Below are 16,903 nucleotides of genomic sequence, written 5' to 3'. Positions count from 1 at the left end.
TGATCAGGCGGGCGCGGCGGCGGCGTCTACCTCGATGAGGCGGAACATTGTGGCGGAAACCGCGCCACCTACCACCAGAACAAGACTCGACAAGAACGCATCGATAATGAGAGCCAGCAGTGTCTGTCCGAAACCGCCAGCGAGGCCGGTCAGATAAAGAACAACTATTGCCAGCAGAAAGACCGCGGTGAAGAGCAGGCCGGAAGCGAGCCCAAAGACAAGCCAGAAGCCCAGGATCTCCAGCCTGTGCCCCTTCGTCATTGTCCAGCTTGCGCGGAGGCTATCGAAGACGCCGGTTCGCCGGATGACCAGCGCTGGCAACGCCAACGAAAAGACGACCAGCACAAAGATGCCCGGAATGACAAGCGCCAGGAAGCCAACGAATAGAACCAGGCTTAGCAAAACCGACAAGCCGACGTAGGGCCAGAACCGGCTGAAGCTGGCATGTAGCGCCGCGCTGGCCTGCACGGGTGTGCCGTTCAAGCGCATGTCGGCGGCTTGAATGGCGGCGCAATGAACCAAGCCGGATGCCGCGCCCGAGATGACCGAAAAAGCCAATGCCGTCAGGTGCCCGGAGCCTGGGCTGGGCACCCTGGTTCCTTGCTCCAGCGCGATCCGCAAAAATCCCAGGATCGCGGCGAGCGAACCGAGGTACTGCCATAGGGATATGGACTCCTGTCCGAGCACCTTCGGCAGGAGAGAAAACACCCGACCGATCGTAAATTTATCCCCCGAGTGCATCGCCGTCCCTTGCCTAGCAGTCCAACTGGGATGACGGCAAAGATACCTGCAATCACAGAGCGCAGAAAGGCCGAAGAGCCCGCACTGTTAGAAGATGGTTAGCGGAGAGCTCGGCACCAAATTGCACTCATGCCCAGCACCATGATCAGCTGTAGCAAGCCCGCTCGACCTTGCCGATCGCTTTTGACGATCCCTTGAGCTCGAAGGTCGCGGTCGGCAATACGCCGGTCTTGTCGGTTATGGTCAGAGCATCTGAGGACTTCAGAATGCGGACTAGATCGCTGTCGCGACGGGGCGTCGCGGCCAAGGCTCCGTCCATGGCCTCATAGCGCAGGGTGACTTCGGCGCTAAGCGGTCCGCTCGCAAAGACAAATGAGGCGCGATAGTTCATGTCGCCCTTGGGCGGGAAATCGTCGCCCGTCGCGGGCAAGAAGCGCAGCCCCAGCTTGCCCTCGCCGCCGCAGGTGATCTGCAAAATGTCATCCGGTCGATCGGTGGCGCAGATCGAGGCGGTCATCATCGCACCGCCCTCGTCCTCCTCAAGCCCGGCTTTCCACGCTTCGCAATCGCCGGCCAATGCCGGCGTCGCCAAGACGACGGCGAGCACTGTTAAATAACGGACTTTCATGAATCACTCCCCACCAGGTTGGGGCATCTGGCACCCGGCCAGTCGTACCGGCAAGCGCGACTTTCGGCATCAGCCGTAGCGGCGCGCCGCCTCGACAGCGAGCCCGGTACCGACCGAACCGAACACGTTGCCCGTGACGACGCGGGCCTCCGGCACCGCCGCCAGGATGGCGGCGCGCACATGTTCCAGCCGAGTGGAACCGCCGGTCAGAAACACGGCGTCGATGTCACTGGCCGTGACGCCGGCGGCCGCGAGGCAGGCATCGACACGGGCGCCAATCCGGCTGGCAAGATCGCCGGTGTAACCGACCAGGCTGGCGTGGTCGATGTGGGTGAACAGACCTTTTTCCAGCCAGTCGAAGGGCACGGTGACCGCGCCGTTCTCGGCGACGGCGATCTTTGCCGCCTCCACCTCGATGGCGAGGGTATGGCCGCGCTCGTCGTCGACGACGCGCATCAAGCGGTGGATGAGGTGCGGCTCGGCAGCGCGCTTTTCGAGGTCGATGAGTTCGCGATGAATGCGTGGCTCATAGAGGCGGTTGATCGCCGACCATGTGGAAAGGTCGTGGTAATAGACGGAAGGGACATCGAGTTCGCCGCGCGCAAGCTTGGAGCGAAAGCCGAGCAGCGGCATGACTGTGCCGAGGTTCAGGTGGCGGTCGAAGTCGGTGCCGCCGATGCGAACGCCGTCGTTGGCCAGCACGTCGGACGCGCGCTCGGCCTTCTTGGCCCGTTCCGGCCCGAGGCGGACAATCGAAAAGTCGGAGGTACCGCCGCCGATGTCGGCGATCAGCGCCAGCTCTTCATGCGACAGCTGCTGCTCGTAGTCGAGGCTGGCGGCGATCGGTTCGTATTGGAAGGAAACTTCCTTAAAGCCGAGATCGTGGGCGATAGCATACAGCGTCGCCTCGGCCAGACGATCGGCCTCGGCATTGCCGTCGACGAAATGCACCGGCCGGCCATGAACAAGGTGGGTGAGCGGCGCACCGGCCGCCGCCTCGCCACGTTTCTTCACCTCGGACAGATATCGCTTCAGAACGTCGCGGAACTTGACGCGGCTTCGGCCGACCAGCGTCGTCTCGTCCATCAACGCCGAACCGAGGACGGATTTCAGCGCCCGCATCAGACGGCCATGCTCACCGCCGACATAGGCGGCAATGGCGGCACGTCCGACCGAGATCGAACCATCCTGGTGGTAGAAGGTGGCGCTCGGCAGCGTCTCCTCGTCGTCCTCGAGACGCACCATGTCGGCCCGGCCGCCGGTAACGACGCCGAGCGTGGTGTTGGACGTGCCGAAATCGAGGCCTGCCGCCGCCATGACCGCTCTCCGAATAAATTGGGGGCGGTCTCCCTAGCGCTTCGCGCCGGGGATTGCCAGCGGCAAAATCAGGCGAGCAGGAAAACCAGCGCCGTCAGTGCCAGCAGGACCAGCACGGCCGGCAGGGCAAAGATGCCACCGGTGAGCGGCGGCTCGGCCGCTACTTCCTGGAGATGGCGCCGCATGCCGCCAAGGCGATGGCCGGCAACGAAGGCATGGGTGTGGACGGCTCCGAGTTCTCGGAGCACGGCATCTTGATACTGGTTTCGACGCATGACAAACCACCAATGAACGTTCCGGAGCTTGCGGCCGCCACGGTTAAGAACGCCTCAACGGCGTTGACGGCACCCGGATCGCCGGTGTACGAGCCGGAACACATGTAGAACGAGATTGGCGCTTCCGCTGCCGGCGTGGCAAACTCCGAGGCGCGCGAATCAGCGCTTGCCGGCGGGCGGCGGAATGGCCGGCATCACCGGCCAATGGACGAAGACGGAACGCATGGAAAAGGACGACCTGTTCGGAACACTCCCCCCGCCGGTCAACACGGCTCCTCCGGCGGCGGCGCCTGTTCGTGCGCCCAAAGCGGCGCGCGCCCGCATTGAGCCCCCCGCGCCGACGGAAGCGGTCTATGACGCATCGGCCATCGAGGTTCTGGAGGGGCTCGAACCGGTGCGCCGGCGACCGGGCATGTATATCGGCGGCACCGATGACAAGGCGATGCATCACCTGTTCGCCGAGGTGATCGACAACTCGATGGACGAGGCGGTAGCCGGTCATGCGTCATGGATCGAAGTGCGGCTCGATGCCGACGGCTTCCTGACGGTCAATGACAACGGCCGCGGCATTCCGGTTGATCCGCATCCCAAGTTTCCGGGCAAGTCTGCGTTGGAGGTGATCCTCTGCACGCTGCACGCCGGCGGCAAGTTCGACAGCAAGGTCTACGAGACGTCCGGCGGCCTGCACGGCGTCGGCGTTTCGGTCGTCAACGCCCTATCCGAGTGGCTCGACGTCGAGGTGGCGCGCGGTCGCCAGCTTTACAAGCAAAGCTTCTCGCGTGGCGTTCCCCAGGGCGGCCTGCAGAAGTTGGGCGAAACCATGAACCGGCGCGGCACCAAGACGCGCTTCAAGCCGGACCCGCAGATCTTCGGAGAAGACGCCCGCTTCGAGCCGGCGCGCATCTTCAAGATGGCCCGTTCGAAAGCCTATCTGTTTGGCGGCATCGAGATCCGCTGGTCCTGCGATCCATCGCTGGTCGAGGGGTCGAAAACGCCGGCCGAGGCGATATTCCGCTTCCCGGGCGGCCTCAAGGACTTCCTGGCCGAAGCGCTGGAAGGCGAAAAGAGGGTTGCAGACGATCTCTTCGCCGGCCGCGTCGGCGGTGGTGGCCATGGCACTGTCGAATGGGCCGTCTCGTGGTTTGCCGGCGACGGCTTCGTCAATTCCTACTGCAACACCATTCCGACGCCGGATGGCGGCACGCATGAGCAGGGTCTTCGCCTTGCTCTCACCCGCTCACTCAAAGCCTATGGCGAAATGGCCGGCAACAAGCGCATGGCGCAAGTGATGCCCGAGGACGTGATGACGTCGGCTGGCGCCATGCTGTCGGTGTTCGTGCGGGAGCCGGAATTCGTCGGTCAGACCAAGGACAAGCTCTCCACCGCCGAAGCGACGCGCATCGTCGAGACGGCGATCAAGGATGCCTTCGACCACTGGCTGACCGCCTCGCCGCAACAGTCGGGACGCCTGCTCGACTGGATCGTCGAGCGCGCCGACGAGCGCTTGCGCCGCCGCCAAGAAAAGGACGTGCTCCGCAAGAGCGCGGTGCGCAAGCTGCGCCTGCCGGGCAAGCTTGCCGACTGCACGCAGAACGCCGCGCAAGGGTCTGAGCTGTTCATCGTCGAGGGCGACTCGGCCGGCGGCTCGGCCAAGCAGGCGCGCGACCGCGCCAGCCAGGCAGTGATGCCGCTCAGAGGCAAGATCCTCAACGTGGCCAGTGCCGGTCGCGACAAGGTGACGGCCAACCAACTGCTGTCAGACCTGTTGCAGGCGCTCGGCTGCGGCACCCGCTCGCACTATCGCGAGGATGATCTGCGCTACGACAAGGTGATCGTGATGACCGACGCCGACGTCGACGGCGCCCACATCGCTTCGCTGCTGATCACCTTCTTCTATCGCGAGATGCCGCAGCTCATCCGTGGCGGCCACCTCTACCTCGCGGTGCCTCCGCTCTACCGACTGACGCATGGTGGCAAGACCATCTATGCCCGCGACGACGCCCACCGCGAGGAGCTGCTTCGGACCGTCTTCAAGAACAAGAAGCCGGAGATCGGGCGCTTCAAGGGCCTCGGTGAGATGATGCCGTCGCAGCTCAAGGAAACCACCATGGACAAGAAGACGCGCACGCTGCTGCGGGTCGTCATGGTGGAAGACGAAGCGGAGAGAACGGCGGACTCGGTGGAACGGTTGATGGGCAACAAGCCGGAAGGCCGCTTCCAGTTCATCCAGGAAAATGCGGAATTCGCGGAAGACCTGGATATCTAGGATCTGTGCACCAACACTCGGGTGCCGCCTCCGCCGGTCGTCAAGGTGGTGCATCCTCAAGCGTCTTCGGCGGAGATATTGCCGGCTCTGATGGTTGGTCAGTGAGGCCTTCGTTGCGATGCTGATGCCGCCTAGGAGAGACACGTAGAACTCCGCCCCCACCAAGAAGATCGGCTGATCAATTGGCGGGCGTTGATGTGATGGCCATGTTCATCTCAAATCCGAACGGGCCGAAACGTGGGTTGAAAGCCTCCAGAACCGCTTCCCAGTCGCTTGAAGTAACAATAAACGCTCAATTCGGCAGGAATTGATTGACATACCGAAGATTCCACATATGGTCTCCGACGATATCCGGATCGGACAAAGTCGACCCGGAAGAGCGTGGATTCGCTTGTCTCAGGGCTCGAATCCCCAATCCAAGAGACCGCACACCACATGAATTTTTCTGATCTCGGACTGAGCGCCAGTGTCATGGCGGCCGTTGAAGCGGCTGGCTATACGATTCCGACGCCGATCCAGGCGGAAGCCATTCCGCACGCTGTCGCCGGCCGTGACGTCATCGGCATCGCCCAGACGGGTACCGGCAAGACCGCCGCCTTCGTGCTGCCGATGCTGACGCTCCTCGAGAGCGGTCGCGCTCGTGCCCGTATGCCCCGTACGCTGATCCTCGAGCCGACGCGCGAACTCGCGGCGCAGGTCGAGGAGAACTTCGTCAAGTATTCGATCAACAACAACCTCAACATCGCGCTGTTGATTGGTGGCGTCTCCTTCGACGACCAGAATCGCAAGCTCGACCGCGGCGCCGACGTGCTGATCGCCACGCCCGGCCGGCTGCTCGACCACTTCGAACGTGGCCGCCTGCTCCTGACCGGCGTCGAGATCCTGGTCATCGACGAGGCCGACCGCATGCTCGACATGGGCTTCATCCCGGATATCGAGCGCATCTGCAAGCTGGTCACCAAGAACCACCAGACGCTGTTTTTCTCGGCTACCATGCCGCCGGAGATCCAGGCGTTGACCGAGAATTTCCTCAACAACCCGGTCCAGGTTGAGGTTTCGAAGCCGGCGAGTGCCGCTACGACGGTGGCGCAACGCCTCGTCGTCTCCGGAACCGAGGACTTCGAGAAGCGCGAGACGTTGCGCGCCCAGATTGCCGCCGCCGAGGATCTGAAGAACGCCATCGTTTTCTGCAACCGCAAGCGCGACGTGGCGGTGGTATTCCGCAGCCTTGTCCGACACGGCTTCAACGTCGGCGCCCTGCACGGCGACATGGACCAGCGCGCCCGCATGGCGACGCTCGACGCCTTCAAGAAGGGCACGCTGACGCTTCTGGTCGCCTCGGATGTCGCCGCTCGTGGCCTCGACATTCCCGACGTGAGCCACGTCTTCAATTACGACGTGCCGATCCATGCCGAGGACTATGTCCATCGCATCGGTCGCACCGGCCGAGCCGGCCGGAAGGGCACGGCCGTCATGATCGTCACCCAGGACGACGAGAAGCACCTTTCGGCCATCGAAAAGCTGATCACCACCGACATCGAATGGATCGGCGACCCGATCGTTTTCGATCCGGAAGCGCGCAAGCGGTCACGCGGCCGCAAGACCGCCGAGGGCAAGGAGCCCCGCCGCTCCCGCGCCAAGGCGGACGGCGAAGAGGCTCGCGCACCGTCGCGATCGCGCCGCACGCGCCAGACCACTGAGACGGTCGAGGCTGCCGCCGCCACCGAGGAAGCACCGCGCCCGAGCCGTAGTCGCGCCCCTCGCCCCGAACGTGAGGCAAGGCCGGAGCGGGAAGCCAGACCGGAACGTGAGCCGAGGGCGGAACGTGAGCCGAGGCAAGAACGCGAGTCGCGGCCTGAGCGAGTTCCAGATCGGCAGCCGGTCCGCGCCGGTGAGCGTCCGCGCTCCGCGCCCCGTCGGGATGTCGATGATGGCCCGACTGTTGTCGGGCTCGGCGACCATGTGCCGGCTTTCCTGCTGCGGCCGGTGCGTATCGCCAAGACAGCTAACTGACAGCTATTGCAGATGCTCTTCGAACGGCGGCCTTTCGGCCGCCGTTTTCATTTGGTGCGGCATGGCAAATCGCATCGACTGATAGGAAAAATCGGCCGCTGCGCGTCTGGTCGGGGCGGAAAGCTCAAGTTTTACAGATAGCGTGCACCTTTGCTTAACGCTCAATTCATGCCTGCCGTTTATCAACGTACAGGATATGTGAGGGCATGGGCGGCGACGATGACGCACCGGGAAGAGTTTCTGCGGACAATCGGCTATGGCGAAGCGGCGGTGGCGCAATTGCGGCGCAACGAGAACGCGGCCTATCCCCGGAACTATGAGCTCTGGTACAATTACTGTGCTGGGTTCAATCACGCCCTCAATCGCGCCGTGAATGACATTCTGCGCAGCAAGGGCCATATCGACACCGCCGAGCTCCACGCCATCTACAATCAGTTCATCTCGCCATCGCGCCTTTCCGATCGCATCGAGGACGTGGGCGGTCGCATCTCTGGCGAGATCGAAGGCGTCATGGCCGCGGTGAACAAGACGATTACCGCCAATGCCAGCTATGCCGGCAGGCTGTCCGGCGCTTCGACGGAGCTGGATGCCGGGCCGGATCTTTCACGCCTGCGCGGCATCGTCGGGGAACTCATGGTCGCCACACATGAAACCGAGAAGGTCAATCGCGAGCTCGAAGGGCAGCTCGCGGACAGTCAGAGGCAAATTTCCGAGCTTAAGGAAAGCCTGGAATCCCTGCGTTTCGAAACCCTGACCGACGAGCTGACGACGCTGGCCAACCGCAAGCACTTCGACCAGTCGCTGGAGCGAGCCGTGGCCAACGCTGCCGAAACGGACGGCATTCTCTCGCTGCTCATCACCGACATCGACAATTTCAAATCGTTCAACGACAGCTTCGGCCATCAGACCGGCGATCAGGTCCTGCGCCTGGTGGCACTTTCGGTCAAACAGGCGATCAAGGGGCATCACCTTGCCTGCCGCTACGGTGGCGAGGAGTTCGCCATCATCCTGCCAAAGGCGAACCTGACGCGCGCCGAGGCATTGGCCGACCGCATCCGCGTGAGCGTCAAGGAGAAGGAGCTCAAGAAGCGCTCCACTGGCGAGACGCTCGGCTTCGTTACCGTCTCCGTGGGTGTCGCAACCTACCATCCGGGCGATACCGCCGTCTCGCTGATCGAGCGCGCCGACACCGCCCTCTACCTCGCCAAGCGGGCTGGCCGCAACCGGGTCTGTACGGAAGCGATGCTTAGTGTTTCCGAGGAAGACGCGTAACATCAACGCATCGGGGCAAGCCACGGCCGGCGAGGATTGCCGAGCACGCGGCCGGATTCCTTAAGGTGCACGCCGCCGTCACCACTCATCTGGATGTCGTAGGTGATCGTGCCTGTCGAAGCGAGCACGCGCTGATCGACAAGCGCGCCGGCCGGCTGGCACCAGGGCGGCGCCTCCAACCCAGACACCACGATCGCAGTGGTCGAGCAATCGTCACCGAAGGCGAGCGGCTGACTGACAACCGAAACCGACGGACGGCCTTGCGCCGCTTTCAAGAGACAGGCCTCGGCGTCGCAGGCAGCCTCGCGGTCAAGCGACGTAACATCGGCCGGATCTATCCCGACCGCTGCCGTCCAGACGTTCAGCATGAAGCCGCCTTTTGCGCCGACCTTGTGCCATGCTCCATCTTGCTGGCGCACGAGAGCCAGCGATCCGTCGCCAGCGACAATCAATCCTGGAGGCGAACCGGCCCCCACGAAGGCGAGACCAACGAGCACGGGGGCAAGTCCGAGCCAACGCTTGCGGCCGCGCCAGAGACATATCCAGAGGCCACCAGCGACCACGGCGAGCATGGTCCAGCCCATCGGGCGGCCATAAAGGCCGCCGCCCGGCGTCCAGTTGGCGACAACGCGAGCCACGGCGATCATCGCATCAATGCCGGCGCCCATCACGGCGAGCGGCACGCCCTCAAGGCCGAGCGGCATCAAAAGCGCGGCGATCAAGGCCATCGGCATGATGAGGAATGAGACGAGGGGCTCGGTGACCAGGTTGGCGATCATGCCGAGCGGAGCCAGACGGCCGAAGTGGTAAAGCGCCATCGGCAATGTGGCGAGGCCGGCCACCACGGTCGCCGCCAGCGCCGCCACGATCCAGAGAGCGAACCGGCGAACCAAACGCGCCAGCCAGTTCACGTCATCGCCGTCCACCGCTTCGCCCCGGCGGGCACGCCACGCTTCCAGCCCGGCCATGAGGGCAACGACGGCAGCAAATGACATCTGAGCGCCCGGCTCCATCACTGCCTCCGGCGAAAGCGCCAGGGTGACAAGGGCGGCCACAGCGATCACTCGCAGCGACAGGGCGCGGCGATCGATCAGCACGGCGAAAAGCGAGACGGCCACGGTGATCATCGAACGCTCCGCCGGCACGTCCATGCCGGAGACCACGAAATAGGCGCCGGTGCCGAGCATCGACAGCATGGCGGCGATCTTCTTGATCGGCAGCGTCAGCGCCAGCGGCGGTATCAACGCCAGAATGAGGCGAATGCCGCCGAACAGAAAAGCGGCGACCAGGCTCATATGCATGCCGGAAATCGACAGCACATGCGAAACACCGGCGATGCGCATCACCTCGTTGGTTGCGTCGGATATGCCGGCGCGATCACCGACAATCAGTGCCGCCGCAATGGCGCCTGTGTCGCCGGCAAGCGCGGCGCGAATGCGGCCGGCCGCCGTCATTCGCACGGTCTCGATGCTGCTCAAGAGCGCAAGCTTGGTATCGGGCGGCGGCGCCCCGAGCCAAGGCTTGACCGGGCCGTAGGTGAAGCCGCTGGCGCCGACTCCGCTAAACCAGGCAACGCGGGCAAAGTCATAGCCGCCTGGGAGCGGTGGCGGCATGGGCGGGGCGAGGCGCGCGAGCATGGTGACGGCTTCGCCTGGGGCCGGCACTTCACCGCGCGTGGTCACGCGGACGAATGGCGGCAGGCCGCTTCGAGGCCGGGGATCCATCTCGGCCGGTCGAACAAGCAGGCGGGCGGTTCCCTTTCCTCGATCCTCCACCGCCACGATATGACCGCGTACCGTTATCGTACGTTCGAACGGAAACACCGGATGGCTGGCGAGGCGGGTCACCAATGCCGCGTGCAGAAAACCGGCGCAGGCGAGACCAATGAGGATCGCCGAGAACGGCGCCGCGAGGGGGTGGCGGATGATCAGCACCAGCGCCGCGAGGAGACCAAGGCCGGCGAGCACCAGATCAGCGAGCGAAGGCTCGCTCGCCGGAGCGAAATAAAAGGCCGCGCCAATCGCGACGGCCACCGGCCACCAGAGAAAGCCACGGCCTTCTTCAAGGTCGCGGACAAAGGATTTTCGAAAAGCGGAAAGCATACGCCGCCATGTCGCACCGACGGCTTTCCGGTTCTGCGCAGGACGCTCGATACTCGTCTCCGTCCGGACCGTCACAGTCATTGCCTATTTCGGTTGCTTACGCTGCTCATGCCGCGATCTTATTTTGCGAAACGCACGGCTTTCCTGTAAGACGCCGTCCACGCAATGGTCCGGCCGACGGCGATCCGCCATCCTTTCCGGGCCACCCCTGACATTTTTCGGAACTATCGTCGATGTCCACGCCCGTCGTCACGCGTTTTGCGCCGTCTCCCACCGGTTTTCTGCACATCGGAGGTGCGCGGACAGCCCTCTTCAACTGGCTCTATGCCAAGCGGCATGGTGGCACCATGTTGCTTCGCATCGAGGATACCGATCGCGAGCGGTCGACGCAGGCCGCGGTCGACGCGATCATCGACGGACTGACCTGGCTGGGCCTCACCTGGGAGGGCGAGCCGATCTCGCAATTCCAGCGCGCCGACCGTCACGCCGACGTGGCGCGTGAGCTGGTCGCCGCCGGCAAGGCCTACTACTGCTATTGCACGCCTGACGAGCTCAATGAGATGCGCGAGAGTGCCAAGGCGAATGGCCTGCCGCCGCGCTATGACGGCCGCTGGCGCGACCGCGACCCGTCCGAGGCGCCGGCTGGCGTCAGGCCCTCGGTGCGCATCAAGGCGCCGCTGGATGGCGAGACGGTGATCGAGGATGCGGTTCAGGGAACCGTCACCTTCCCCAACAAGGATCTCGATGATTTCATCATCCTGCGCTCCGACGGCACACCCACATACATGCATGCCGTGGTGGTTGACGACCACGACATGGGCGTCACCCAGATCATCCGCGGCGACGATCACCTGACCAATACGGCACGCCAGAAGATCATCTACGACGCTCTCGGCTGGGACATGCCGAAGGTGGCGCATATTCCACTGATCCACGGTCCGGATGGCGCCAAGCTCTCCAAGCGCCATGGTGCCCTCGGCGTTGAGGCCTACCGCGCCATGGGCTATTTGCCGGTGGCACTGCGCAACTATCTCGTTCGCCTCGGCTGGGCGCATGGCGACGCCGAGATCCTCTCCACCGACGAGATGATCTCGCTGTTCGACCTTGAGGGCATCGGCCGCTCGCCGTCGCGCTTCGACTTCGGCAAGCTGGAGAATCTCAACGGCCACTATATTCGTCAGACGCCGGATGAAGAGCTGGTGGATCACGTCGTCGCTCTGCTCGATCACATTCCTGATGGAGCAGCACTCAAAGCGAAACTCGACACACCCAAGAAGGCACAGCTCGCCGCCGCCATGCCCGGCCTCAAGGAACGGGCCAAGACGCTTCTCGAACTGATCGACAACGCCGGCTACCTGTTCGTCAGCAGGCCGCTGGTCCCCGATGAGAAGGCCGCCACCCTGCTCGACGCTGCCGGCAAGGCAGCGCTCGCCGACCTCCTGCCGCGTCTCGATGGACTGAACGACTGGTCGGCGTCCGGCACCGAGGAGGTGGTGCGAGCCTATGCCGCCGAGACGGGTCTCAAGCTCGGCAAAGTAGCGCAGCCGCTTAGGGCTGCGGCTACCGGCCGCACGACATCGCCGCCGATCTTCGACGTGCTTGCAGTGCTCGGCCGCGACGAAGCGCTCGGCCGCATCCGCGACGCGCTGGCCGGCTGATCGACCTTCAAATCTCTCAGAAAATACCAACCCCGCCCGGTCAGACCGCGGCGGGGTTTTCACTTCCTTGCGAGGGGCAAGGGGTGGGATGGAAACGCCGCTCGTTCGATTGGTTCAAAACGCTGAACTCCAGCGGCAAAAAGCACACCGGAACAATAACTCGCGCCCCGGGATCCGGTTCCGAGCCTCCGCCGAAATGGCAAGGCTGACCACCAATTCGACGGCTTGCCGGAGTAGGGATTTTCCGCTACGTGAAGATCGACATGCGACTGGGAGGTTGGTCGGCAGTTTACGTAAACGTAATCGCTTCACCCTGCCCCTCATTGGCCTGGTCCACCTGATCACCTGTTGGAGATCCGACCGAATGACCACGAAGAACGCAACCGTCACCATCGATGACAAGACCTATGAGTTCCCGCTCAAGGACGCAAGCATCGGCCCGAGCGTGATGGACATCTCCACCTTCTATGGCAAGACCGGCCACTTCACCTACGATCCGGGCTTCACGTCGACCGGTGCCTGCGAATCCAAGATCACCTATATCGACGGCGACAAGGGCGTGCTGCTCTATCGCGGTTATCCGATCGAGCAGCTGACGCTTGAAGGCGATTATCTGGAAACCTGCTATCTGCTGCTCTACGGCGAGCTGCCGACCCCGGCGCAGAAGCAGCAGTTCGACAGGCACATCACCCGTCACACCATGATCCACGAGCAGATGACCCGCTTCTTCCAGGGTTATCGTCGCGACGCCCACCCGATGGCGGTGATGGTCGGCACGGTTGGCGCGTTGTCGGCCTTCTATCACGACTCGATCGACATCTCGGACCCGCATCAGCGGATGATCGCCTCGCACCGGATGATCGCCAAGATGCCGACGATCGCCGCCATGGCCTACAAGTATTCGATCGGCCAGCCGTTCATCTTCCCGAAGAACGACCTCGACTACGCGGCGAACTTCCTGCATATGTGCTTCGCCGTGCCGGCAGAAGACTACAAGGTCAATCCGATCCTCGCCCAGGCGATGGACCGCATCTTCACTTTGCACGCCGATCACGAGCAGAACGCCTCGACGTCGACGGTCCGTCTCGCCGGTTCGTCGGGTGCCAATCCCTTCGCCTGTATCGCCGCCGGCATTGCCTGTCTGTGGGGTCCGGCGCATGGCGGCGCCAACGAGGCGGCGCTCAACATGCTGGCGGAAATCGGTACGGTTGATCGTATTCCCGAGTACATCGCCCGCGCCAAGGACAAGAATGACCCGTTCCGCCTCATGGGCTTCGGTCATCGCGTCTACAAGAACTATGACCCGCGCGCCAAGATCATGCAGCAGACCTGCCATGAGGTGCTTGAGACGCTCGGCATCAAGGACGACCCGCTGCTCGACGTCGCCGTCGAACTCGAGCGGATCGCCCTCAGCGACGATTACTTCATCGAAAAGAAGCTCTACCCGAACATCGACTTCTATTCCGGCATCACGCTGAAGGCGATGGGCTTCCCGACGTCAATGTTCACCGTGCTGTTCGCCGTCGCCCGTACGGTCGGCTGGATCGCCCAGTGGAAGGAAATGGTCGAGGATCCGAGCCAGAAGATCGGCCGTCCGCGCCAGCTCTACATCGGCGCGCCGCAGCGTGACTACGTCGAGCTCGACAAGCGCGGCTGAGTCTTTCTCGAAATGACAAGCAGACCTCCGGCGGCAACGTCGGAGGTCTTTTTCATATGAGGCGAGAAATCAGTGGCTGGCGAGCCGCAGCACCACGCTGGCAGCGGTTTCGGCGGCTGGGCGACCGTTGGGAAGCGCCATCACATCTTTGAGGCGCGAGAAGGCGGCAAGCTGGGCGGCACGGGCGGGTGTGTCGGCGAGCAGTGGTGCCAAGGCATCGGCAAGCCGCTCTGGCGCAAGATCCGGGTCGAGAAATTCAGGGCTCGCCTTTTCATCGAGGATGATATTGGCGAGACCGAACATGGTGAGGTTCACCAACCCTGGAATGCGGCGGGCAACTTCCGAAATGAGGCGAAACAGCGGATCGCGTGCGTAGGCGATCACGCTGGGGACACCGGCGAGCGCCAGTTCCAGCGTCACAGTGCCGGATGTGGCGAGCGCGGCGTGCGCCGACCGGAACGCCGCCCACTTCTCCACCTCACCGGTGACGATCTTCGGCCGTAACGCCCAGCCCGCCGTTTCTCTTTCGATGCGCGCCCTGAGCCGTTCGACGGCCGGAAGCACCGGCTGAAAGACCAGTCCGCGTGCCGACAGCGCATCAAGTACCCGGCCATAGAGCGCCAGCATGCGGTCGATTTCACCCGAACGGCTTCCCGGCAGCACCAGCAGACGCGGCGGCTCGCTTCCCTCAAGCGGCAGCCGCTCGCCCGTCGCCGGGGTCAGCAACTCCGGACGGTCGATCAGAGGATGGCCGACGTAGGTTGCTTCAGGGCCCTTCAGGCGAGCGAGGACGGCCGGCTCGAACGGCAGGAGCGCGAGTACATGATCGATGTAGGCGGCCATCCTGCGGGCTCTGTTGGGCCGCCAAGCCCATACGGAAGGGCAGACGTAGTCGATGACCGGCAGTTTCGGTAGGGCGGCGCGGACATCGCGTGCCACGCGATGCGTGAAGTCCGGGCTATCGATGATCACCAGCACATCCGGATGGCCGGCGATGACGGCACCGGCGGCTTCGGCCGTACGCACCTGAATGAGCGGTAGACGCTTCACCACTGGACCGAAGCCCATGACGGCAATGTCGTGAAGCGGAAAAAAGCTCGGCATCCCCTCGGCGGCCATGCGATCGCCGCCAACGCCGAAAAACTCGACCGGGTGTGCCGACAGGTTCTTGAGTGCCGCCATCAGCCTCGCGCCAAGCTGATCGCCGGATTCCTCACCGACCACGATAGCGACGCGGAGCGGCGGATACTCGGTCATGACGCACCGTCCGGAAAGGTCCGCACCTGCAGAAATAATCGGGCGGCGTCGGCGGCGGCGATGGTCGCCGGCCGATCGACAATCATCACCCGCCCCGATTCCACGGCAATGCCGGCAAGACCGGCCGCCACTGCCATTTCAACGGTGCGCGGACCAATGGTCGGCAGATCGACGCGCAGATCCTGCTGGGGTTTGGCTGCCTTCACCAGCACGCCGGAGCGGTGCGCCGCCTTGAGGCGGCCGCGCTTTCTGAGATCGGCGACGCGCTGCAGAAGTTCATCGGTTCCTTCGATGCCCTCGACGGCCACTACACGGCCCGAGATCGACACCACAGCTTGGCCGATGTCGAGCCGGCCGAGCGTCAACGACGCCTCGACGCCCTTGGCAATATCGGTCTCGGCATCGTCCGTGGGCTTGAAACGCCCGAGATTGCCGTTGCCGCCAACCAGTTCCGGCGCCACCTGATGGGCGCCGATCACCGTATAGCCGCGGTCTTCAAGGAACCGGACGACATTCTTCAGCACGGTATCGTCGCCGCCCACCATCAGCGACAGGATCTTCGGCAAGCTCAGCACGGCACCGAGGTCAACGCGGATGGCCGAGAAGTCCGGCCGGTTGACGGCCCCGCAGATCACCACCTCGCCGACGCGCTCACGCGCCAGAAGATCGAACAACCGGCCAATCTCGCCCCAGCGCAGCCAGTGATGATGAAAGGATTCGATGTCCAAATCGGCCTCGCCGACCAGACCCAATACCACCACCGGCCGACCCGCCGCCTCGGCTGCCCTGGCCACGATGACGGGAACACCGCCGCCGCCGGCGATGATCCCTAGGGTCGATCTTTCGGGAGCGGTGCTTGCCAGGGTCATTCGGCGTCGCCGTCCCGGCTGCGTGGCGTGCAGATGGCGCGATCGCCGCCTGCCCGGATGAACTCGATCATGCGGTCAACCAGAAGGCTGCCGCCGTAAACTTCCACGACGCGGTCGAGACGCGCCGACAGCGGATCGTCGCCGTCGAACAACAGCTTGTAGGCGTTACGCAAGGCGTGGATATCGTCGCGCGGATAATTGGCGCGCCTCAGACCGACCAGATTGAGACCGCCGAGGCGGGCGCGATTACCGGTGACCATGCCGAAGGGAATGATGTCGTTTTCGACGCCCGTCATGCCGCCAACCATCACGCCCTCACCGACGCGAACCCACTGGTGCACCGCGCTGAGCCCGCCGAGGATGGTGTTGTCGCCGATATGAACGTGGCCGCCCAGCGTGGCACAGTTGACCAGGATGACGTTGTTGCCGACCACGCAGTCGTGAGCGACATGGGCATTGGCCATCAAAAGGCAGCCCGCGCCAACGCGCGTCAGCATGCCGCCGCCCTCGGTGCCGAGATGCAGCGTCACGCACTCGCGGATGACGGTTTTGTCGCCGACTTCAAGCCGGCTCGGCTCGCCACGATATTTGAGATCCTGCGGCACCATGCCAACGGTAGCGTGAGGAAACACGGTGACACCGGCGCCAAGCGTCGTACGCCCGTCCACCACCGTGTGCGCGTGCAGCACCACACCATCGCCGAGTCGGACGTTGGGACCGACGACACTGAAGGGACCAATGCTGACGCCGTCGCCGATCTCGGCGGCCGGGTCGACAACGGCGGTGGGATGAATGGTGCGCATGCGGATGATTCCTCGGCGGCGATACGGCTTTAGCCGCTCGTTTTC

13 protein-coding genes are annotated in these 16,903 nt (G+C 63.8%); 5 read left to right on the top strand and 8 right to left on the bottom strand.

From position 1 onward, the window contains the following. Positions 1–3 precede the first annotated feature (3 nt). From G522_RS28960 to G522_RS0110395, 4 genes are all read right to left on the bottom strand, one after another. Positions 4–741 carry a DUF7847 domain-containing protein gene (locus tag G522_RS28960; RefSeq protein WP_026790980.1) on the bottom strand — a complete coding sequence of 246 codons (738 nt, stop codon included), beginning with the start codon at positions 739–741 and terminating at the stop codon, positions 4–6. Between the two features lie 145 nt (positions 742–886). Beyond that, positions 887–1,369, bottom strand: coding sequence for a hypothetical protein (locus tag G522_RS0110405; RefSeq protein WP_156886904.1), 483 nt, complete (start codon positions 1,367–1,369; stop codon positions 887–889). 69 nt (positions 1,370–1,438) lie between these two features. Continuing rightward, complete coding sequence (locus G522_RS0110400; protein WP_026790978.1) at positions 1,439–2,686, bottom strand: Hsp70 family protein; 1,248 nt, start codon at positions 2,684–2,686, stop codon at positions 1,439–1,441. A gap of 68 nt (positions 2,687–2,754) precedes the next feature. After that, on the bottom strand, positions 2,755–2,961 hold the full coding sequence (locus tag G522_RS0110395; RefSeq protein ID WP_026790977.1) for a hypothetical protein: 207 nt from the start codon (positions 2,959–2,961) through the stop codon (positions 2,755–2,757). 184 nt (positions 2,962–3,145) lie between these two features. Here G522_RS0110395 and parE point away from each other — a divergent pair, with 184 nt between their 5' ends. From parE to G522_RS0110380, 3 genes are all read left to right on the top strand, one after another. Beyond that, positions 3,146–5,227 (top strand): DNA topoisomerase IV subunit B, encoded by a 2,082-nt coding sequence (parE, locus tag G522_RS0110390; protein WP_084633118.1) that lies wholly within the window; start codon positions 3,146–3,148, stop codon positions 5,225–5,227. Positions 5,228–5,662: 435 nt separating this feature from the next. Then, positions 5,663–7,240, top strand: a complete 1,578-nt coding sequence (locus G522_RS0110385) for a DEAD/DEAH box helicase (RefSeq protein WP_026790975.1) — start codon at positions 5,663–5,665, stop codon at positions 7,238–7,240. 219 nt (positions 7,241–7,459) lie between these two features. After that, complete coding sequence (locus G522_RS0110380; RefSeq protein WP_026790974.1) at positions 7,460–8,512, top strand: GGDEF domain-containing protein; 1,053 nt, start codon at positions 7,460–7,462, stop codon at positions 8,510–8,512. Between the two features lie 2 nt (positions 8,513–8,514). Here G522_RS0110380 and G522_RS26430 read toward each other — a convergent pair whose 3' ends face one another. Beyond that, complete coding sequence (locus tag G522_RS26430) at positions 8,515–10,614, bottom strand: ComEC/Rec2 family competence protein (RefSeq protein ID WP_051228517.1); 2,100 nt, start codon at positions 10,612–10,614, stop codon at positions 8,515–8,517. A 233-nt stretch (positions 10,615–10,847) separates the two neighbouring features. Here G522_RS26430 and gltX point away from each other — a divergent pair, with 233 nt between their 5' ends. Both gltX and gltA read left to right on the top strand, forming a co-directional pair. Then, positions 10,848–12,272 (top strand): glutamate--tRNA ligase, encoded by a 1,425-nt coding sequence (gene gltX, locus G522_RS0110370; RefSeq protein ID WP_026790973.1) that lies wholly within the window; start codon positions 10,848–10,850, stop codon positions 12,270–12,272. 364 nt (positions 12,273–12,636) lie between these two features. Continuing rightward, positions 12,637–13,929 (top strand): citrate synthase, encoded by a 1,293-nt coding sequence (gene gltA, locus G522_RS0110365; RefSeq protein ID WP_026790972.1) that lies wholly within the window; start codon positions 12,637–12,639, stop codon positions 13,927–13,929. A 69-nt stretch (positions 13,930–13,998) separates the two neighbouring features. Here gltA and lpxB read toward each other — a convergent pair whose 3' ends face one another. From lpxB to lpxA, 3 genes are read right to left on the bottom strand one after another with little or no spacing between them, the layout of a single operon-like run. Further along, positions 13,999–15,186, bottom strand: coding sequence for a lipid-A-disaccharide synthase (gene lpxB, locus G522_RS0110360; RefSeq protein WP_026790971.1), 1,188 nt, complete (start codon positions 15,184–15,186; stop codon positions 13,999–14,001). After that, the gene (locus G522_RS0110355) at positions 15,183–16,055 is read right to left on the bottom strand and encodes an LpxI family protein (protein ID WP_026790970.1); all 873 of its coding nucleotides are present in this window, start codon (positions 16,053–16,055) and stop codon (positions 15,183–15,185) included. The genes lpxB and G522_RS0110355 overlap by 4 nt, the downstream gene beginning before the upstream one ends. Next, positions 16,052–16,858 (bottom strand): acyl-ACP--UDP-N-acetylglucosamine O-acyltransferase, encoded by an 807-nt coding sequence (gene lpxA / locus G522_RS0110350; protein ID WP_026790969.1) that lies wholly within the window; start codon positions 16,856–16,858, stop codon positions 16,052–16,054. The genes G522_RS0110355 and lpxA overlap by 4 nt, the downstream gene beginning before the upstream one ends. Positions 16,859–16,903: the final 45 nt, after the last annotated feature.

It is taken from the genome of Pleomorphomonas oryzae DSM 16300 (assembly GCF_000422965.1).
Taxonomy (GTDB): domain Bacteria; phylum Pseudomonadota; class Alphaproteobacteria; order Rhizobiales; family Pleomorphomonadaceae; genus Pleomorphomonas; species Pleomorphomonas oryzae.
Note: the sequence above shows the minus strand (reverse complement) of the source record. Positions and strands in the feature narration are given on the sequence as shown.

Coding starts and splice junctions, on each gene's coding strand:
- parE (WP_084633118.1), top strand. CDS start 3,146: ATGGCCGGCATCACCGGCCAATGGACGAAGACGGAACGCATGGAAAAG.
- G522_RS0110395 (WP_026790977.1), bottom strand. CDS start 2,961: ATGCGTCGAAACCAGTATCAAGATGCCGTGCTCCGAGAACTCGGAGCC.
- G522_RS0110405 (WP_156886904.1), bottom strand. CDS start 1,369: ATGAAAGTCCGTTATTTAACAGTGCTCGCCGTCGTCTTGGCGACGCCG.
- lpxA (WP_026790969.1), bottom strand. CDS start 16,858: ATGCGCACCATTCATCCCACCGCCGTTGTCGACCCGGCCGCCGAGATC.
- G522_RS28960 (WP_026790980.1), bottom strand. CDS start 741: ATGCACTCGGGGGATAAATTTACGATCGGTCGGGTGTTTTCTCTCCTG.
- gltA (WP_026790972.1), top strand. CDS start 12,637: ATGACCACGAAGAACGCAACCGTCACCATCGATGACAAGACCTATGAG.
- G522_RS26430 (WP_051228517.1), bottom strand. CDS start 10,614: ATGCTTTCCGCTTTTCGAAAATCCTTTGTCCGCGACCTTGAAGAAGGC.
- G522_RS0110380 (WP_026790974.1), top strand. CDS start 7,460: ATGACGCACCGGGAAGAGTTTCTGCGGACAATCGGCTATGGCGAAGCG.
- lpxB (WP_026790971.1), bottom strand. CDS start 15,186: ATGACCGAGTATCCGCCGCTCCGCGTCGCTATCGTGGTCGGTGAGGAA.
- gltX (WP_026790973.1), top strand. CDS start 10,848: ATGTCCACGCCCGTCGTCACGCGTTTTGCGCCGTCTCCCACCGGTTTT.
- G522_RS0110385 (WP_026790975.1), top strand. CDS start 5,663: ATGAATTTTTCTGATCTCGGACTGAGCGCCAGTGTCATGGCGGCCGTT.
- G522_RS0110355 (WP_026790970.1), bottom strand. CDS start 16,055: ATGACCCTGGCAAGCACCGCTCCCGAAAGATCGACCCTAGGGATCATC.
- G522_RS0110400 (WP_026790978.1), bottom strand. CDS start 2,686: ATGGCGGCGGCAGGCCTCGATTTCGGCACGTCCAACACCACGCTCGGC.